Raw genomic sequence first — 15787 nt, 5'->3', positions numbered from 1 at the left:
AGACCGGGTGGCAGCCGGTAGATTTGATTCAAGACCGTCGTCGTGTTGGTGCCGGGTGGATCGCCAACACGGAGCAAAGAGTCTGTTCGGCCTCAGGTGCCGAACTCGACGCGCCGACGTCCCAGTTGCATTTGCAGACGGTTGACGATGGAAGTGTGCATCTGGCTGACGCGCGACTCGGAAAGGTCCAGCGTTGCGCCGATCTCCTTCATCGTCAGTTCTTCGTAGTAGTACAGAATGATGATCAGACGCTCGTTGCGGTTGAGCCCTTTGGTGACCAGCCGCATGAGGTCGTTCTTTTGCACGCGGCGGGTCGGATCTTCACCCTTCTTATCTTCCAGGATGTCGATTTCTCGGACGTCCTTGTAGCTGTCGGTTTCGTACCACTTCTTGTTCAGCGAGACGACGCCGACGGCATTCGCGTCAGATTCCATCTTCTCGACTTCGGCGATCGACAGCTCCATGTGTTCGGCCAATTCCTGGACCGACGGCGGGCGTCCGAATCGAGTCTCCAGTTTCTTCTTGGCGACGGCCAGCTTGCTGGCTTTGCTGCGAACCAGGCGAGGCACCCAGTCCATGGTGCGAAGCTCGTCCAACATGGCGCCGCGAATTCGCGGAACGCAGTACGTTTCGAATTTGACGCCCCGATCCATGTCGTAGGCATCGATCGCGTCCATCAGTCCGAAAATTCCGGCGCTGATCAGATCGTCCAGCTCGACGCCGTCGGGCAGTCGCTGCCAGATGCGTTCGCCGTTGTAGCGAACCAGCGGCATGTAACGCTCGACCAAGCGATTACGCAGCGGTTCGTATTCTTCGGCATCCTTATCGGTTTGTTTGAATTGCTTCCAAACCTCTAGGATTTCGTCGTCCGTTGATACTGCGGCTGGCATCCAATCCTCCATGAACTTTTAAGTTTCCGCCGACGGCGTCCGGCCGTCGAGGCAACGTTGATCGTTGTCAGTGCGCCGGGCTGGCGCTTGCGAGCGGTCGATGATTCAGGTCGCTTCCATGCCACCTTCCTCATCAGACACCCGCGGGTATCGCAGACCCTTGCACCGGCCAACCCGTTGGGACATCCGTGTCCAGGTTTGTTGCCGGAGCGTGGCTGGGTCTACCCAGTCGCCGAAAGCGGACTCCGAAAAAAAGCTCTCAAGTCATCTTTTCGCGGTCCAGCCTTCGTCTTCTTCTGTATCGGTCCGTTGGCTAATTGAGGTTGAGTTGTTTTTTGGATTAAGCCGCTTCGATTTGCGGCATTTCGATCGGGGTCGGCAGCAACCGTGCCAGCAACTGTTCGGTCGTGGCGATCGCGATGTCGTCGGGAACGTGTTGTCCGTTGGTCAGGTAGCTGATCGGAACGCCAACGAAGTCGTTGGTCGAAGTCACCGCCGACAGGACTCCCGCCGTGTAGGGCGCCTCATCCAGCTTCGTCAGGATCGCGGCGGTGGGCCGGGCGACGGCAAAGCCGTCCAAAGCCGATTGCACGACCGCAGCGGTGCTGGTGGCGCTGATTACCAGGTGGGTTTCGTCCGGTTGCGCCGTTTGCAGCACGTCGGCCAGCCCCTCGATCCTCGCATCGCCTTTCGGGCTTCGTCCGGCCGTATCGATCAAAATCAGATCGACGTCGCCAAGTTGTTCGATCGCGTGCCGCATCTGGTCGGCCGATTCGACCACGCTCATCGGCAAATCCATGATCTGGGCATACGCTTGAAGCTGCTGCACCGCGGCGATTCGAAAGGTGTCGATGGTCAGCAAACCGACACGGCGTTTGGATTGCAGGCGAAATCCCGCCGCGAGCTTGGCGATGGTCGTTGTCTTTCCGACGCCCGTCGGACCGATCAACGCAACGATGCGACGTTCCCCGGGATTCAATTGAATGGGGCCGCTGAGCCGAATTTCTCGGGCAACACTCCGCTGTAAATGTTTCCACCACGGCTCTTCCAATCGGTCGCCCAGATTGGCGACGAAGCCGGACGTGGCACGGATCCAGCGGTCGGCAACGGGACGCGCGACCCCCAGGGACAACAGGTGCGCGTGATAGTCGGCAAGCGGAGAAAGGTCGGCAGGGCTGAGGTCGTCCGGCCCCGTGGGACGCGCGGACGCAACGTTGTGAATGGATAACGGTCGCGATTCATCGCCGGACGGCTGCAGCGGACGGGCGTCGATCGGAACACTGCTGACAATCGGATGCTTTGATGCGTTCAACACGCTCAGCGGTGGCGACGGCAGCACGTCGGTGGCCGCGGTGGCGGTGACTTCGACGTAGCTGCGTCCCAGCCATCCCATCCAACCGTCGCGGCACTGCCGTGTTTTCAGGACCGACGCATTGGGGCCGAGCTGCTCTCGGATCTCCTCCAGCGCGGCTTGCAAATTGGCGGCTCGAAAGACTTTGATTTGCATCAAAACGGACTGCGTGAATGGATAAAGGCGATCGACAGGTCAGGCGGCCGAGGACGCGTGATGGGCAGAGGCGAGGGGCTGAACTTCCAGTTCGGTGTCGCTGGTGATTTCGTCAGTCGAAAGGACGTGAGCCCAAATCCCCATCGCATCGGCGGCACGCTTGACGTCGCGCCGCAAGGATGGGGCGACCAGGATGACCGGTGGGTATCCTCGATCGATTAGGTTCTTAACCGCTTGACGAATCACGTTGCAAGTGACGTCTTGCGAAATGTTTGCTGACCGCCCTGCCCTGCCCTGCTCGCCGCCGGCATGCGTTGCTGCCTGCGCGATCAACTTGCTTCCAACGGAGTCATCCAGGGCCACCGCGCGCAGCACGCGGTCCGCGTCACGCAGTCCGGAACAGAGGGTCCGTTTGAGCCGACGGCGGACGTATTCCACTTGGACTTCGGTCTCGGTGGTGACGCGCGCCGCGTCGCTGAGCGCTTCCAGAATCAGGCTCAATTGGCGAATCGGGATGGCTTCCCGCAGCAGCCCCTGCAAGACTTTTTGCACGTCCGCCACACCCATCACGCCTGGAACCAGTTCCTCCACCATCGCCGGGGCGATCTGGCGCAGTTCGTCCAGCAGGTGCTTGGTCGCATCACGCGAAAGCAGTTCGTCCGCGTGAGCCCGCGCGACCTGTTCCAAGTGGTCGGCCAGCACGCCCGGCGCGGTCTGAGTTTTGTATCCGTAGATCAACGCCTGTTCCCGATCCGCCGGATCGATCCAGACGGCACGTGCGTTGGCTTTCGATTCGGAAACCACGTCCCCACGCAGCGTCCCGGTGGTTTGGCCATTGCCGATCGCCAGCAACTTGTCCATCCGCAACTCGCTTCGGGCAACGAAGTCGCCGAACAGGCGAATTTCGTATTCCTGGTCGCCCAGTGTGGCGTCGTCACGGACACGCACTTTCGGCAACACGATCCCAATTTCGGCGGCCATTTGGTTTCGCAACCCGGCGATCCGTTGCATCAGGTCGCCGCCGCGACTGGGATCCGCCAATGGCAGCAATCCCAAGCCGATCGCGACTTCCAACGGATCAACGGTCAAAAAGTCTTCCACACGTTTCTGAGTGGCGGATTCGGCGGCCGCTTGTTCCTCGCGTGAACGTTGTCGCGCGTGTTCTTGCTCGCGTTCGCTTCGCCGCAGCGTGGTCGCGATCAGAACGCACCCCGAACCGAGCAGCAGCAGTGGAATCGGGGGCAATCCGGTCACGACCAGCAGCACCAAGAAAACGCCGGCGATCCACATCGCCTGGGACTGTCCAAATAGCTGCCGGACGAAGTTGTCGCCCAGTTCGGTTGGTCGCGTCCCGCGGGTCACCAGGAATCCCGCCGACAAGGAAATCAGCAGCGACGGAACCTGGCTGACCAGGCCGTCGCCAATGGTCAAACGCGTGAACACCGATGCAGCTTGGCCGACCGGCATTCCGTACACGAACAAGCCCAAGTACAAACCGCCAACGATGTTGATGGCGGTGATCAGTAGACCGGCGATCGCATCACCGCGGACAAATTTTCCAGCACCGTCCATGGCCGCGAAAAAGTCGGCTTCGGCGCCCAACTGCTCGCGTTTGGTGGACGCCGTTTCCGGATCGATGTTCCCGGCGTTCAAATCGGCTTCGATGGCCGATTGCCGCCCGGGCATGCCGTCCAGAGCGAAACGGGCGGCGACCTCGCTGATTCGCGTCGCGCCTTTCGTGATCACCACAAACTGGACGACGACCAGGATCAGGAACAGAATCAGCCCGACCTCCACCTGGTTGCCGGCGACGAATTGGCCGAAGGTGCGGACGACACCGCCGGCGGCATCTTCCCCGCCGGTTGCAGCCCCCGTCAAAATCAGCCGCGTGGTGGCGATGTTCAGAACCAGCCGAGACAACGTGGTCGCCAACAACAGCGTCGGAAACACGCTGAATTCCAGCGGGGATCGAACGTGCAGCGTGGTTAGCAGAATGATCACGGCCAGCGCGATGTTGCCTGCCAGCAGCAGATCCATCACGGGCGTCGGCAGCGGCAACAAAATGACCACCAGACAGGCCATGATGCCGATCGGAAGCAGGAGCGGTCGGTAGCGGTCGATCGGCGGCACTTCCGGGCCTTCTGGTGGGCTGGAGCGGTCATCTGGATGGTCAAAGACGACACTACCCAAATCCGCTCCGGCCGGTCCAGATGATTCCGCGCAAGACCCGCCAGCCAATCGGTTCGTGAAACACCGTGAAACCGTCGCCTGCAGCCCAATCAAAAACCACGTTGATTTGCGGTGAAAAGAGCGGCAAGACGTTAGCCGCCGGTTGGAGGCGAGGAAACCCTCGGCTCACCCCAAGCGGTAGGTCAGGCTGTGCCTGACGGCGGATCTGGAAGCACCACTAGTGATTCCCAGAATCCTGCCCGGGGTTTTCGTACCAGATCACGCCCAGATTTCGACGTTCCTCGCAGGTCATCACGTCCAGGTCGCCGTCGCCGTCCAAGTCGATCACTTCCATTCGGTCGAACTTGGTTTCGGTCGTTGGGTCAACGACGGACCACTCACCGCCGGGACTGCGAATCCAAATGCCGGGCTGATCGCGGATCGGGCTGGCGTTCGTGTTGGCCGTCATCAGCATCCGGCCTTCCGGCAGCAGCGCGACGGCCTTGCCGAAAGGCACGCCGGGCGGGTTTTCAATGGACGAGACTCGCCAGCGGGAATCGTTCGGTGCGCCGACGCGTCGGCAGTCCAGGATGTGCGACTTTCGTGTGGCAACGACGACGCGGTCCTGATCGATGTCCAGAAACATCACTTCGGCGCCGTCACCGCCGACCCCGTGTTCGGTCCAAGCGGTTTGCAGGTCCGACGGCTGTTCCAACCATCCGACGCGTCGTGCTGGTCCCTTGCGATCGCTGAACACGATGTCCAGGTCACCGTCGTCGTCCATGTCGCGCGCTCGAAGGGACATGATCCAGCCGACCGGGCGGAGTCGAATCGCCGTCCAGCGGTTCAAGTCGCGTTTCGCTTGGGGCGTCTCATCCGCAACGTCGCTGGGGGCGACCAACAAGGTGATGGATGCATCCTTGCCTTTGGAACCGATCGCGATGCACCGTCGCGAATCGATTTCACCAAGTGGAAGCGCGAACATCCATTGAATGCCGTCCAGTTGCGGAAACTGATCGGAGTTCCAATGTTCGCGCCGCAGCAACTGTTCGGTGGAGTTGTCCGGCGCGTCGTTCCAATGGACGATTGCTTGACGGTGTTTGCCTTCGTGGCAGCTGAGGACATCCAGTTTTCCATCCCCGTCAATGTCGCACGCAACCGCGTCTTCCGGCGACGGGGCTCGTCCCACGGTCACGGCGGGCCAGCGATCGGTCACGGCGTCGGCGCCGGGGTGCAGGTAAAGACGGACCAACCCCGATTCTTCCCATCCGGTGACGACGTCCTGCAACCCGTCCCCGTTAAAATCTGCCAAGCGAACGCCGTCGGCGCCCTTGAATTGGTCATCGATGGCGTGGCGGCGCCACGGCGTTTGCGACCAACCACGTGGCGTCGGTCCCAAACACGCAACACACCCGACGAAGATCAGCGTGACCGTTTGCATCTGCCGTCCAAGCGAACGCATCGAGGTCAGCCGTGTGAACGGGTGCATGGGACGGACTTCCAAACGGGGTCAGGGTTTGCCGGGAAGGTGCCGGACGGTCAGCACACCTTCGATCGCGCCCAGTTTCTCCAGCACGGTATCTTCGACGCCGCCGTCGAGATCGATCACGGTGTACGCGACGTCGCCACGTGACTTGTTCAACAGGTCGGCAATGTTCAAACCCGCGCCCGCCAGGATGGACGAAATCTGGCCGACCATGTTGGGAACGTTTGCATTGGCGATCGTGATTCGGCTGCCTTTTCCGTCACGCGGCATGACCGCTTCGGGAAAGTTCACCGAGTTGCGGACGGTGCCGTCTTCCAGATACTCACGCAGTTGGTCGGCAACCATGATCGCGCAATTTTCTTCGGCTTCTTCTGTCGACGCACCAAGGTGCGGAAAGGAAACGACCTTCGGATGCTTCAGCAGGGCCGCGGTCGGAAAGTCAATCACGTAGGCGTTCAGCTTTCCCGAATCGAGCGCGGCCAGAACGGCCTCGTCGTCGCAGATGCCGCCCCGAGCCAGGTTCACGATGGTGCCGCCGTCGGGCATCATCGCAATCCGCTCTTTGCTGACCAGACCGCGGGTGGCGTCGAGCAGCGGGACGTGCACGCTGACCGCGTCGCACTGCGAGAACAAGTGATCCAGGCTGAGCGCTTGTTGGACTTTGCGAGACAGTTTCCAGGCGTTCTCCACCGAGATCAGCGGATCGTAGCCGATGACCTTCATGCCCAACGCGCTGGCGGCGTTGGCGACGCGGATGCCGATAGCCCCGAGTCCGATGATTCCCAGCTTTTTCGAAGGCAACTCGGATCCGACAAACTGTTTCTTGCCCGATTCCACGGCCGCGGAGATTTCGGCGTCGCTTCCCTCCAGGGTCCCGGCGAACCGCATCGCCGGATAGATGTTCCGCGACGCGATCAGCAAGCCCGCGAGGACCAATTCCTTGACCGCGTTGGCGTTGGCCCCGGGGGCGTTGAAGACCGGCACGCCCCGCTTGGTCATTTGGTCGACCGGAATATTGTTGACTCCCGCACCGGCACGTCCGATGGCGGCGACCGAATCCGGAATCTCCATGTCGTGCATTTTGAACGAGCGGAGCAGGATTCCGTCAGGACGCGTGGTGTCCGAAGAGATCTCGTACTGTTCGCGCGGAAGTCGCGAAAGGCCTTTGACCGAGATGTTGTTGAGCGTCAGGATTTTGTACATCAGGAAAGAAAAACAGGGAGAGGGTGGGGAAGTCGGCCGGCGAAGATGAAGAGCAACGCGGGCGGCGCGCCGGCGACGCCGATCGGGCATCAGGCGTTCTTTGAAGCGAAGTCGGACATGAAGCCGGCGAGCGCTTTGACACCGTCCAGCGGCATCGCGTTGTAGATGCTGGCGCGAATTCCGCCGACGCTGCGGTGACCTTTCAGGTTCACCAAATCGTGTTCCGCCGCGGTGGAAATGAACTTCGATTGCAAGTCGTCGTTGGGCAATGTGAAGGTCACATTCATGATCGAACGACTTTCCGGTCGCGCATGTCCGGTGTAGAACCTGCCCGACCCATCGATCACGTCATACAGAAGCGACGCCTTGGTGCGGTTGGCTTGTTCCATCGCGTCCAAACCGCCGACATCGTTTGCCAGCCATTTGGCAACTTTGCCCAACACGTAGATCGCAAAGGTTGGCGGCGTGTTCCATTCCGAATCGTTGTCCGCATGGTTCTTGTAATTCAGGTAACCGGGCAGCTTGTCACTGCCGATCCCCAGCAGGTCTCGTTTGATCACCACCACGGTGACCCCGGCCGGTCCGGCATTCTTTTGGGCACATGCGTACAGGATGCCGTACTTCTCCATGTCCAGCGGGCGGCATAGGAAATCACTGGAGGCGTCGCACACCAGCGGAACCGAGCCCGGACACGGAGGTTCGCTTTGGAATTGAACTCCCTGGATCGTTTCGTTGCTGCAGTAATAAAGGTACGCCGCGTCGTCGGGGACGTTGTAGTCACCGCTGCCCGGGGTGTGATCAAAGTTGGACCCGCTGGCGTCGTAGGCAATGGAAACATCACCTTCTTTCTTGGCTTCCGCGATGGCCTTCTTGCCCCAAGTTCCCGTTTGCAAGTAGGCAGCCGATTTCCCGGTGCCCCGCAACAGGTTCGCGGGAATCATCGAAAACTGAAGCGCCGCCCCGCCCTGCAGGAACAGCACGGCGTGGTCGTCACCGATCCCCAGCAGAGATCGGAGCGAATTCTCCGCGTCGTGCAAAATGTCGACAAACTGCTTGTCGCGATGGCTCATCTCCAACAAAGAACTGCGTGCTCCCGGCAGACACAGAAGTTCGTCGCGGACTTCCTCCAGGACTGGGACGGGGAGGACAGCGGGGCCAGCGGAAAAGTTGTACGCGCGTTGGTTGGTCGCAGTTGCAGTCATCGAATCGACGGATTTTCGATTGGGGGGTGAGGTGGCAGTGCGGTCGCCCGGCATCGCCGTTCGGGACCGGGATTCTATGACGCGCAAGGCGACTGCGGAAGGAGCAGCGTCGCGGAGGTCGGATGGAGAACGCCATAAAGGGCCCGCGCCCCGGCCGTGCCGGCCGCCGCATTTCGCCGAAACCCGTGCCCGGAACCGCCTCCCGAAATCCCCACCCAAATGCTCCGCCGAAACGGAGGATCCTTAGCCGGAAAGAGCCACTTTGGGTGCGCCGCTTGGCGCTAGCCGCGGGTTTTCGCACGTTGGCTGAGCCGCGGTTTGTCCCGCTTCGACCGGCGACTAACGCCACGCCGTTCATTGCACCGCAAATCACGGTGTTTTTGAATGAAAGTGTCGCCGTCCAGTCAGTCTTCGAAGCCGAATTCCCGCAGCCAATCGGAAACCTCCTCCGGTGCAACCGGGCCGGGTTTTTGTCGGGTACCCTGCCCTGCCCCGCCGTCTTGATCTGACGGGTTGCCGGGCGGCTGCGGCAGTTTGACGGCCAAGTGGAGCTTGCCGTCGGTCAGGTCATCCAGCCAGGGCTGGCTGTCAAAGAATTTCGCTCCCCGGCGCTTCGCGGCCAGCTGGACCTGATGGTCCGAGGAGACGACCATCAGCCGTTTGGGGGTGTGGTGGGCGCGGATGATCTCCTGGAGCAACTCGTCGGCCGATGCGTGCCGGACCGCGAACTGAATGTCGATCCCCTGCTGCGTGTAGCGATCCGGTCGATCTCGGGGAGGGTCGGCGGCATCAAACACCACGCAGGTCTGATCCCGGACCGCATCGGGCAGATGGTTGGTCAGGTCGCGGAGCAACACCCGGCGGTTGTTCTCCAGCCAACCCGGAGGCGGTGCCGAGGACGGGGCGATCGGTTGGGACAGGTTGTACCCGTCGATCAGGAGCAGCAGCGACATGACGCGACGGGTAAGCGGAAGGTGACGGGAAATCGGCCGCACCTAACCAAAACCGCCACAGCACCCACTGTCAAGTTGGCTCAAGTCGGGGCAGGACTCCGAAGCAGCGAATTCGGCTTCCAACTGGCGACAACCCAAAATCGCAAAGCGGCGGGTCGCGGGATGCACCGCGTGGGATCAGTCCAGGTTCTCGCGGATTTCGATTTCCGGCCCGTTCTGAAAACGGTAGATCTGGTAGCCGAACAGGCTCAGAGTGGCGATCACCAAGGTCACCGCGCCCCACACCTTCCAATCCAGGGACATTGAGAGCGAAGGCATACTGATCGAGCGCTTTGCCGCCCGTTTGTAGGTCTTCGGGTCGATCGGTTTGCGTGGGAGCTTTTTCCGCGGTTTGGAATCGACTTCGATGGATTTCGAAGTGGTCACTTCGTCGGGGGCCGGCGATTCTTCGTCATCGGGCAGGTCCCCGATGAACGTGTCGTGCGAGACGTCCTTTTCCAGCGGTGTGTCGTTAAAGACGCTCAGGTCGTCGTCTTCTCGCAGATCGTCCGCCGCCGCCCCCGATCCGCGGCGATCGGACGCGGCATCATCGTCGCCTCGGATTGCCGCATAGCGTTGCTGCATCGCAGCGGCGTCTTCTTCTTCCAGGAACTCGGCCACTTCCGAATTCTGCCAGGATGCCGGTGGCATGTCGCGCGGCGTGCCCGCCGGTTCGGTCGCGGGCCGACCCTGCGATCGAGCGTCGGTTTCCAGTGGACCGCCGGCCAGGGCGGGTTCGCGGATCGACACCGTGAAAGCCACCTTGCCGAATCGGATCTCATCCGTGTCCCTCAAGACGCACCACTGGTGAGGCTCGATCCGCTGTCCGTTGACGAACGTGCCGCCGGTGCTCTTCAAATCCAGCGCGCCAACGCCGTCGTCATTGCGCAGCAACAGGCAATGGCGTCGGCTGACCGAACGGCTCTTGGGCCGAATCTGGCATTCCTTGTGTCGACCCACCAGGTAATAGCCGGGGTGAATCGGCGCCGCCGTCCCCTTATTGCTACCTTGCGTGATGATCAGTTCGACGGACATTGGAAATGACTTACGATCGGGTGCATGGACGTCCGCGACGTGCGGCGGCCACCGGGAACTGCTGTTGGAAAGCTTAGCCGGAACATTCTCCCCGTGCGATGGGCAGCAAAGTTCTTCACCACATCCTCTTACTCGCAAAACAACACCCGATCACTGGCCGATCACAATCACGTTTCCCTTCCCGTCCTCCACCGATTTCAATTTCGGATTGGCGGTGTCTTCCCGGGTCATCTGGAAAAACGTGATGCCCAGAACGACCAGCAGTGCCAGAACCGACAGTGACAGCCCGACGCCCAGCAGGATGCTTTGGTTGGAGTCGCCCTCGGTGCTTGCCGAGGCAAATTTGCTCTTCTTTGTCGTCGGTTGAGGAGGCGCCGTCAGGGGCGAGACAGGAAGAGCGGCCGGTGCAAACGAATCCATCGGCGGCAAGGATCCGAAGTCAATTTCGCCGACCTCAGCCATCGAACTCGAGCCGGCGCTGCGGACCGGGCCACTGTCGTCCAATGAACCAAAGCTGGAAGAGTCGTCCACGATCAGGGGCGCCGCGGCCGAATAATCGCGGTCGGCCAATTCGGAGCGGGAAGGTTGCGACCCGGCCATGCGTTTGAGCTGCGTCAAGAGTTCCGCGGCCGAAGCCGGACGGTCCTCGGGACGCTTGGCCATCATCCGTTGGATCAGCTGGCTGATGGCGGTGGGACAATCGGAGCGTTTGTCGGAAACCGCCGGAACCGCTGCCGTCTGATGTTTGGCCAACCGTTGGGCGACGTTCGCCCCGGTGTAGGGCGGTTTGCCGACCAGCAGGAAGTACCAAGTGCAGCCCAGCGAGTAAATGTCCGCGCGGGCGTCCACCGCGTGACTGTCGATCGCCTGTTCCGGTGCGATGAAGTCTGCCGTGCCGGTCAACCGATTGGGCGCATCGGAGTCGGCGGCCGAATAGCCGATCCGCGCCAGCCCCATGTCGCTGACCTTGATTGTGCCGTCCGAGCGAAGCAGCAGATTGGACGGCTTGATGTCCCGGTGCACGATGCCGCGTTGATGGGCATGGGCAAGCGCATCGGTCGTTTGAATGATTGCGTCCAACGACGTTGCCGGCGACATCACGCCGTCGCGAACGATCGCTCGGTGCAGGTCGACCCCTTCGATGTACTCCATCACGATGTACAGCTTGCCGTCGGACTCGGCGAAGTCGTACGCCTGGACGATGTTGGAGTGTTCCAACTTGGCCGACGCACGAGCTTCTTCCTTGAACCGTTCGATTCGCCGGGCGTCGCGAGATGCTTCGGCCGGCAGAATCTTCAAGGCCATCAAGCGGTTCATCACGGAGTGCTGGGCCAGGAACACGACGCCCATGCCGCCGCGTCCGAGCGGCCGCAGAAGCCGATAGTTGCCTAGATGAAACCCTCGGGCTTTTCCGGCGAGCAGTTTGCGCGCCTGCCAGGGAGTCAGCATCCCCGCGCCGACCAAACCTTCGGCCAAACGCTCGGGATTGAACCGCACGTCCTCGGTCATCAAAGACACGACGACCTTTTTGATGTCGTCCAATTCGACCAGACCCGCATGCAGCGCACGACGCACGAAATCGCGAGTCGCGTCGTCGAGAACCGGTTCTTGCACGGTGGTTTCAACCGACATGGTCTATTGCTGTTCTGCTATTCCGCGAGCTCGATCCGGTCACACTTGCGCATCATGCCGCACTTTTAAAGGTCGGCCACATTATTGAGCATCGGGCACCGGATTCCGTTAAGGAATTGTTAAAGGCGAGTGTCGATCCGGTGTAGTTGGGGGCGGCCGCAGCTTCCGCGACTTCAGTCACAAAGCGTGGTGCTTTCGGGGGCCCTTCAATCGGAGGGCTGGAACGGCTGGTAGAAAACTTCTTTCAGAAACAGACCCTGCGGGGGGGCGGTCGGACCGGCGAAGATCCGGTCCTGCCTGGAAAGCACGTCGTCGATCCACGCCGGCGGCTGCTTTCCGAAGCCGACCTCCACCAGCGTCCCGACGATGTTCCGGACCATGTTGTAAAGAAAGCCGTTGGCCTCCACTTCGACGGCCAGATGGCCGCTGCGTTGGAAGTCTTCTGAGACAATCAATTGGCAATCGCGGACATCTCGGACGGAAGTTTTGCGACGCGCTCCGGCGGATTCGAAGCTGGCGAAGTCGCGATGCCCGATGATTTTGGCGGCTGCCTCGGACATCGCATCCAGGTCGACTTCGCGACGAAGACGCCAGCGGTACCGGTGCTGGAAGGGGTCGCGCTGCCGACGCACCTGGATCTGGTAGCGGTAGCGTTTGCCGATCGCGTCGCGGATCGCGTGAAAGTCCAGCGGCGCATCGCGGACCTCGGTCACGACGACCGACGATGGCAACCGAGAATTGATCGCTTTCAGCAACGCGTCGGCCGATGCCGTCCAGACCGGAAAACGGCAGCTTGCCACTTGGCCGAGTGCGTGCACGCCGGCATCGGTGCGACCGCTACCGGTCACGGTCACATCGTGACCGGTCGCCTTCTTGATCGCCTGTTGCAGCGTTCCCTGAATCGTCGGCTGACCGGGTTGGACCTGCCAGCCGGCGTAGTCCGTCCCGTCGTAGGCGATGGTCAGACAGAAAGTCCGCGTCACCGATCAGTTGGCCGAAGCGACGGACTTCTGCAGTAACTCGGCAATTTGAACGGCATTGGTCGCGGCACCCTTGCGGAGGTTGTCGCTGACACACCAGAACGCGATGCTGTTTCCGTTGCCGCTGATGTCGCGTCGGATTCGCCCGACGAACACGTCGTCCTTGCCGTCGCAATCACGCGGCATCGGGTAGCCGTGGTTGGGCAGGTCATCCACGACGGTGATCCCCGGTGCCGATCGAAACAATTCCGTGGCCTGTTGGACGGAAAGCGGTTTCTCGGTCTCCACCAAAATCGATTCGCTGTGGCCGACGGTCACGGGAACGCGAACCGCCGTCGGACAGACTTGGATTTGGTCGTCGCCGAGGATCTTGCGGGTCTCGTACACCATCTTCATTTCTTCGCTGGTGTATCCCTCGTGCTTCTCGCTGCCGATTTGTGGGATCAGGTTGAATCCGATCGGATGCTGGAAGGTTTCCGACTTGGGCGCTTGCCCGTTCAAGATGGCTTTGGTGCTGGCTTCCAGTTCGACGTTCCCGGCCAGCCCGGCTCCGCTGGTCGCTTGATAGGTGCTGACGACCACGCGTTTGACAGTCGCCGCGTGGTGCAGCGGCGCCAACGCCACGACCATCTGGGTCGTGCTGCAGTTGGGGCTGGCGATGATTCCCTGGTGATCGTTGATCGCGTCCGGATTGACTTCCGGGATGATCAACGGGACTTTGGGATCCATCCGCCAGTAGCCGCTCTCGTCCACCACCACGGCCCCTTCTTCGACCGCGTAGGGCGCGAACTCGGCGGAGACTTCGTCCGGCGTGCTGGCGATGACCAGGTCGACGTCTTTGAACGCGCCGGGCTGAAGCAATTCGATTCGCACCGTTTCATCCTTGACCCGGACTTCCTGGCCGACCGAACGTGAGGATGCCAACAGCTTCAAGCGCTTGTAGGGGAAATCGCGATCGACCAATTGTTGCAAAACGATGCGTCCGACGGCGCCAGTCGCGCCGACCACTGCGAGGGTTTCGTACACGGAATTGAGAGGGGGTAAATGGAGGTTGGGCGGACAGGATCAACCGTGACGCGGGGCGAAAGGCGATCGGTTGGTTAGGCTGAGCGGTCGGCGGGCCGGCAGGTTCGCCGGCGGTCGCTGGCAAGCTGAAACGCTGGCGAGCTGACAAGCGGGCGATTTGGCGGCAGTTGCCGTATTGGACTCGGATCGCCGCCACCGTCAATCGCTATGACGATGTTTCCTGTCAGCGATCGAGCTCCGCCAACCCACAGGCGTCGTTTGCCGAAATTCCGGAGTCTGGTCCTGCTTCACCTCCCCGCGTCGTCGCAAAGCCTCGGCGACACCGCCGGAGGGAAGGTAAACGGGGAACATCCCTTGCGATCGCAATCGCTTTGCGCTATTGCTTCATCGCTTCGATCACTTTGGGAAGCTCGGGATCAACCAATCCCAAGCCGCCGCGGCCGCCGTCCAGTCGCGACTGGACATCCAGCATGACGTCTTCGGACTGGGCTTCCCAAAACTTGCTGATCTTCTCTTTGGGAAGCGGTTTGTACGAGCGGAAAATCCGGAAGCCCACGCCGCGGGCCGGATCGCTGGTGAACCACCACGGGCTGCGGGGGAAGTTCGGGTCTTCCGATTTCCACTCTTCGTCGTCCGACGGCAGACGCGCGGCACTGCGCAAGTCCTCCGGATCCATTTCCCAGCTGCCGCCGCGGACCACGCAGGGAGACGGCTGGTCGGGCCAAACGACCGCATCGGTCGCATTCAGCGGCGCCTTGTCGGCAAAGTCTTCGTAGCCGTTTTCCGTGTAAGCATTGACGGTCCATTCGGCGACGTTGCCGTGCATGTCGTACAGCCCGAAGGGATTGGGCTTCTTGGACGCCACATCGACCTGCCCTTCGTCCGCGTTGTCGAAGTACCAAGAGTAATCGTCGATGTCGTCGCTTTCGTCTCCCCAGGAATAGGCCGTCTTGGTGCCGCCTCGCGCGGCGTACTCCCATTCCGCCTCCGTCGGCAGGCGGTACTGGTTGCCCGTGATCAGGCTGAGCCATTTGGTGAATTGTTGGGCGGCGTACTGGGTCATGGTGACCGCGGGCTGATTGGGCTCTTCGCCGTACTCGTAAGTAAAGGTGGGGTCATACAATTCCGTCGGCGCGGTGATCGCGTCCACCTTGTTGGAGTCGTCGACCGGACGTTTTCCACTGGATTCGAACTGTTTGAAGATCCCGTACAGGTTCATGTATTCCTTGTACAAACCCCAGGTCACTTCCGTCTTGGAGACCCACATCGGATCGACGGTGACCTTGATCTGGGGCCCTTCGTCGTCGCGCCGATCGGCTTCCGATTCCGGGCTGCCCATCAGGTACTCACCACCCGGTACCGGAATCATTTCGACGGTCTTGTCGGTCCCGGGAACGCGAAAGGTGTACGGAACCATGTAGCCCTCATCGACTTTGACCGACGGTCCTTCGGACGGCTTTTCGGCGCTGATCCCCGGCACCTCGGCGGTGGCCGTCTGGGCCGGGGACGTGATCGGGAACAGCAACATGCAGCCAGCGGCGGCGACAAGGGGCAGAGCGAGGGCTCGTGTCGTGGTCACGGTAAGATCGTTCCTGCGATGGGATTTCGGTTCGAATGAGTTGTTTCGCGGGTGACCGACTCGGTCCGAGTCGTCCGCGACGTCCA

12 protein-coding genes are annotated in these 15787 nt (G+C 61.2%); all 12 read right to left on the bottom strand.

All coding sequences use genetic code 11. The features are described from left to right. Positions 1–92: 92 nt before the first annotated feature. A complete protein-coding gene (locus FYK55_RS08845; RefSeq protein ID WP_150076037.1) occupies positions 93–890 on the bottom strand; it encodes a FliA/WhiG family RNA polymerase sigma factor in 798 nt (265 codons plus the stop codon). Positions 891–1230: 340 nt separating this feature from the next. Beyond that, the gene (flhF, locus tag FYK55_RS08840; protein ID WP_150076036.1) at positions 1231–2397 is read right to left on the bottom strand and encodes a flagellar biosynthesis protein FlhF; all 1167 of its coding nucleotides are present in this window, start codon (positions 2395–2397) and stop codon (positions 1231–1233) included. 39 nt (positions 2398–2436) lie between these two features. Next, the gene (locus FYK55_RS08835; RefSeq protein ID WP_150076035.1) at positions 2437–4527 is read right to left on the bottom strand and encodes a flagellar biosynthesis protein FlhA; all 2091 of its coding nucleotides are present in this window, start codon (positions 4525–4527) and stop codon (positions 2437–2439) included. 277 nt (positions 4528–4804) lie between these two features. Beyond that, the gene (locus FYK55_RS08830) at positions 4805–6055 is read right to left on the bottom strand and encodes an FG-GAP repeat domain-containing protein (RefSeq protein WP_150076034.1); all 1251 of its coding nucleotides are present in this window, start codon (positions 6053–6055) and stop codon (positions 4805–4807) included. A gap of 21 nt (positions 6056–6076) precedes the next feature. Next, complete coding sequence (locus FYK55_RS08825) at positions 6077–7255, bottom strand: phosphoglycerate dehydrogenase (protein WP_150076033.1); 1179 nt, start codon at positions 7253–7255, stop codon at positions 6077–6079. Positions 7256–7344: 89 nt separating this feature from the next. Then, positions 7345–8457: a 3-phosphoserine/phosphohydroxythreonine transaminase gene (gene serC, locus FYK55_RS08820; protein ID WP_150076032.1), complete on the bottom strand. Its 1113-nt coding sequence runs from the start codon at positions 8455–8457 to the stop codon at positions 7345–7347. Between the two features lie 404 nt (positions 8458–8861). After that, positions 8862–9410 carry an NYN domain-containing protein gene (locus tag FYK55_RS08815; protein ID WP_150076031.1) on the bottom strand — a complete coding sequence of 183 codons (549 nt, stop codon included), beginning with the start codon at positions 9408–9410 and terminating at the stop codon, positions 8862–8864. 177 nt (positions 9411–9587) lie between these two features. Then, positions 9588–10484, bottom strand: coding sequence for an FHA domain-containing protein (locus FYK55_RS08810; protein ID WP_150076030.1), 897 nt, complete (start codon positions 10482–10484; stop codon positions 9588–9590). 150 nt (positions 10485–10634) lie between these two features. Then, positions 10635–12116: a serine/threonine-protein kinase gene (locus FYK55_RS08805; protein ID WP_235908537.1), complete on the bottom strand. Its 1482-nt coding sequence runs from the start codon at positions 12114–12116 to the stop codon at positions 10635–10637. 206 nt (positions 12117–12322) lie between these two features. After that, positions 12323–13099, bottom strand: a complete 777-nt coding sequence (gene truA, locus FYK55_RS08800; RefSeq protein WP_150076029.1) for a tRNA pseudouridine(38-40) synthase TruA — start codon at positions 13097–13099, stop codon at positions 12323–12325. Between the two features lie 3 nt (positions 13100–13102). Continuing rightward, the gene (locus tag FYK55_RS08795) at positions 13103–14122 is read right to left on the bottom strand and encodes an aspartate-semialdehyde dehydrogenase (RefSeq protein ID WP_150076028.1); all 1020 of its coding nucleotides are present in this window, start codon (positions 14120–14122) and stop codon (positions 13103–13105) included. A gap of 376 nt (positions 14123–14498) precedes the next feature. Next, positions 14499–15650: a formylglycine-generating enzyme family protein gene (locus tag FYK55_RS08790; RefSeq protein WP_150076291.1), complete on the bottom strand. Its 1152-nt coding sequence runs from the start codon at positions 15648–15650 to the stop codon at positions 14499–14501. Positions 15651–15787: the final 137 nt, after the last annotated feature.

The organism is Roseiconus nitratireducens, from assembly GCF_008629675.1.
Taxonomy (GTDB): Bacteria; Planctomycetota; Planctomycetia; order Pirellulales; family Pirellulaceae; genus Stieleria; species Stieleria nitratireducens.
Note: the sequence above shows the minus strand (reverse complement) of the source record. Positions and strands in the feature narration are given on the sequence as shown.

Coding starts and splice junctions, on each gene's coding strand:
- FYK55_RS08805 (WP_235908537.1), bottom strand. CDS start 12,116: ATGTCGGTTGAAACCACCGTGCAAGAACCGGTTCTCGACGACGCGACT.
- FYK55_RS08810 (WP_150076030.1), bottom strand. CDS start 10,484: ATGTCCGTCGAACTGATCATCACGCAAGGTAGCAATAAGGGGACGGCG.
- serC (WP_150076032.1), bottom strand. CDS start 8,457: ATGACTGCAACTGCGACCAACCAACGCGCGTACAACTTTTCCGCTGGC.
- FYK55_RS08830 (WP_150076034.1), bottom strand. CDS start 6,055: ATGCACCCGTTCACACGGCTGACCTCGATGCGTTCGCTTGGACGGCAG.
- FYK55_RS08825 (WP_150076033.1), bottom strand. CDS start 7,255: ATGTACAAAATCCTGACGCTCAACAACATCTCGGTCAAAGGCCTTTCG.
- FYK55_RS08845 (WP_150076037.1), bottom strand. CDS start 890: ATGCCAGCCGCAGTATCAACGGACGACGAAATCCTAGAGGTTTGGAAG.
- flhF (WP_150076036.1), bottom strand. CDS start 2,397: ATGCAAATCAAAGTCTTTCGAGCCGCCAATTTGCAAGCCGCGCTGGAG.
- FYK55_RS08790 (WP_150076291.1), bottom strand. CDS start 15,650: ATGTTGCTGTTCCCGATCACGTCCCCGGCCCAGACGGCCACCGCCGAG.
- FYK55_RS08815 (WP_150076031.1), bottom strand. CDS start 9,410: ATGTCGCTGCTGCTCCTGATCGACGGGTACAACCTGTCCCAACCGATC.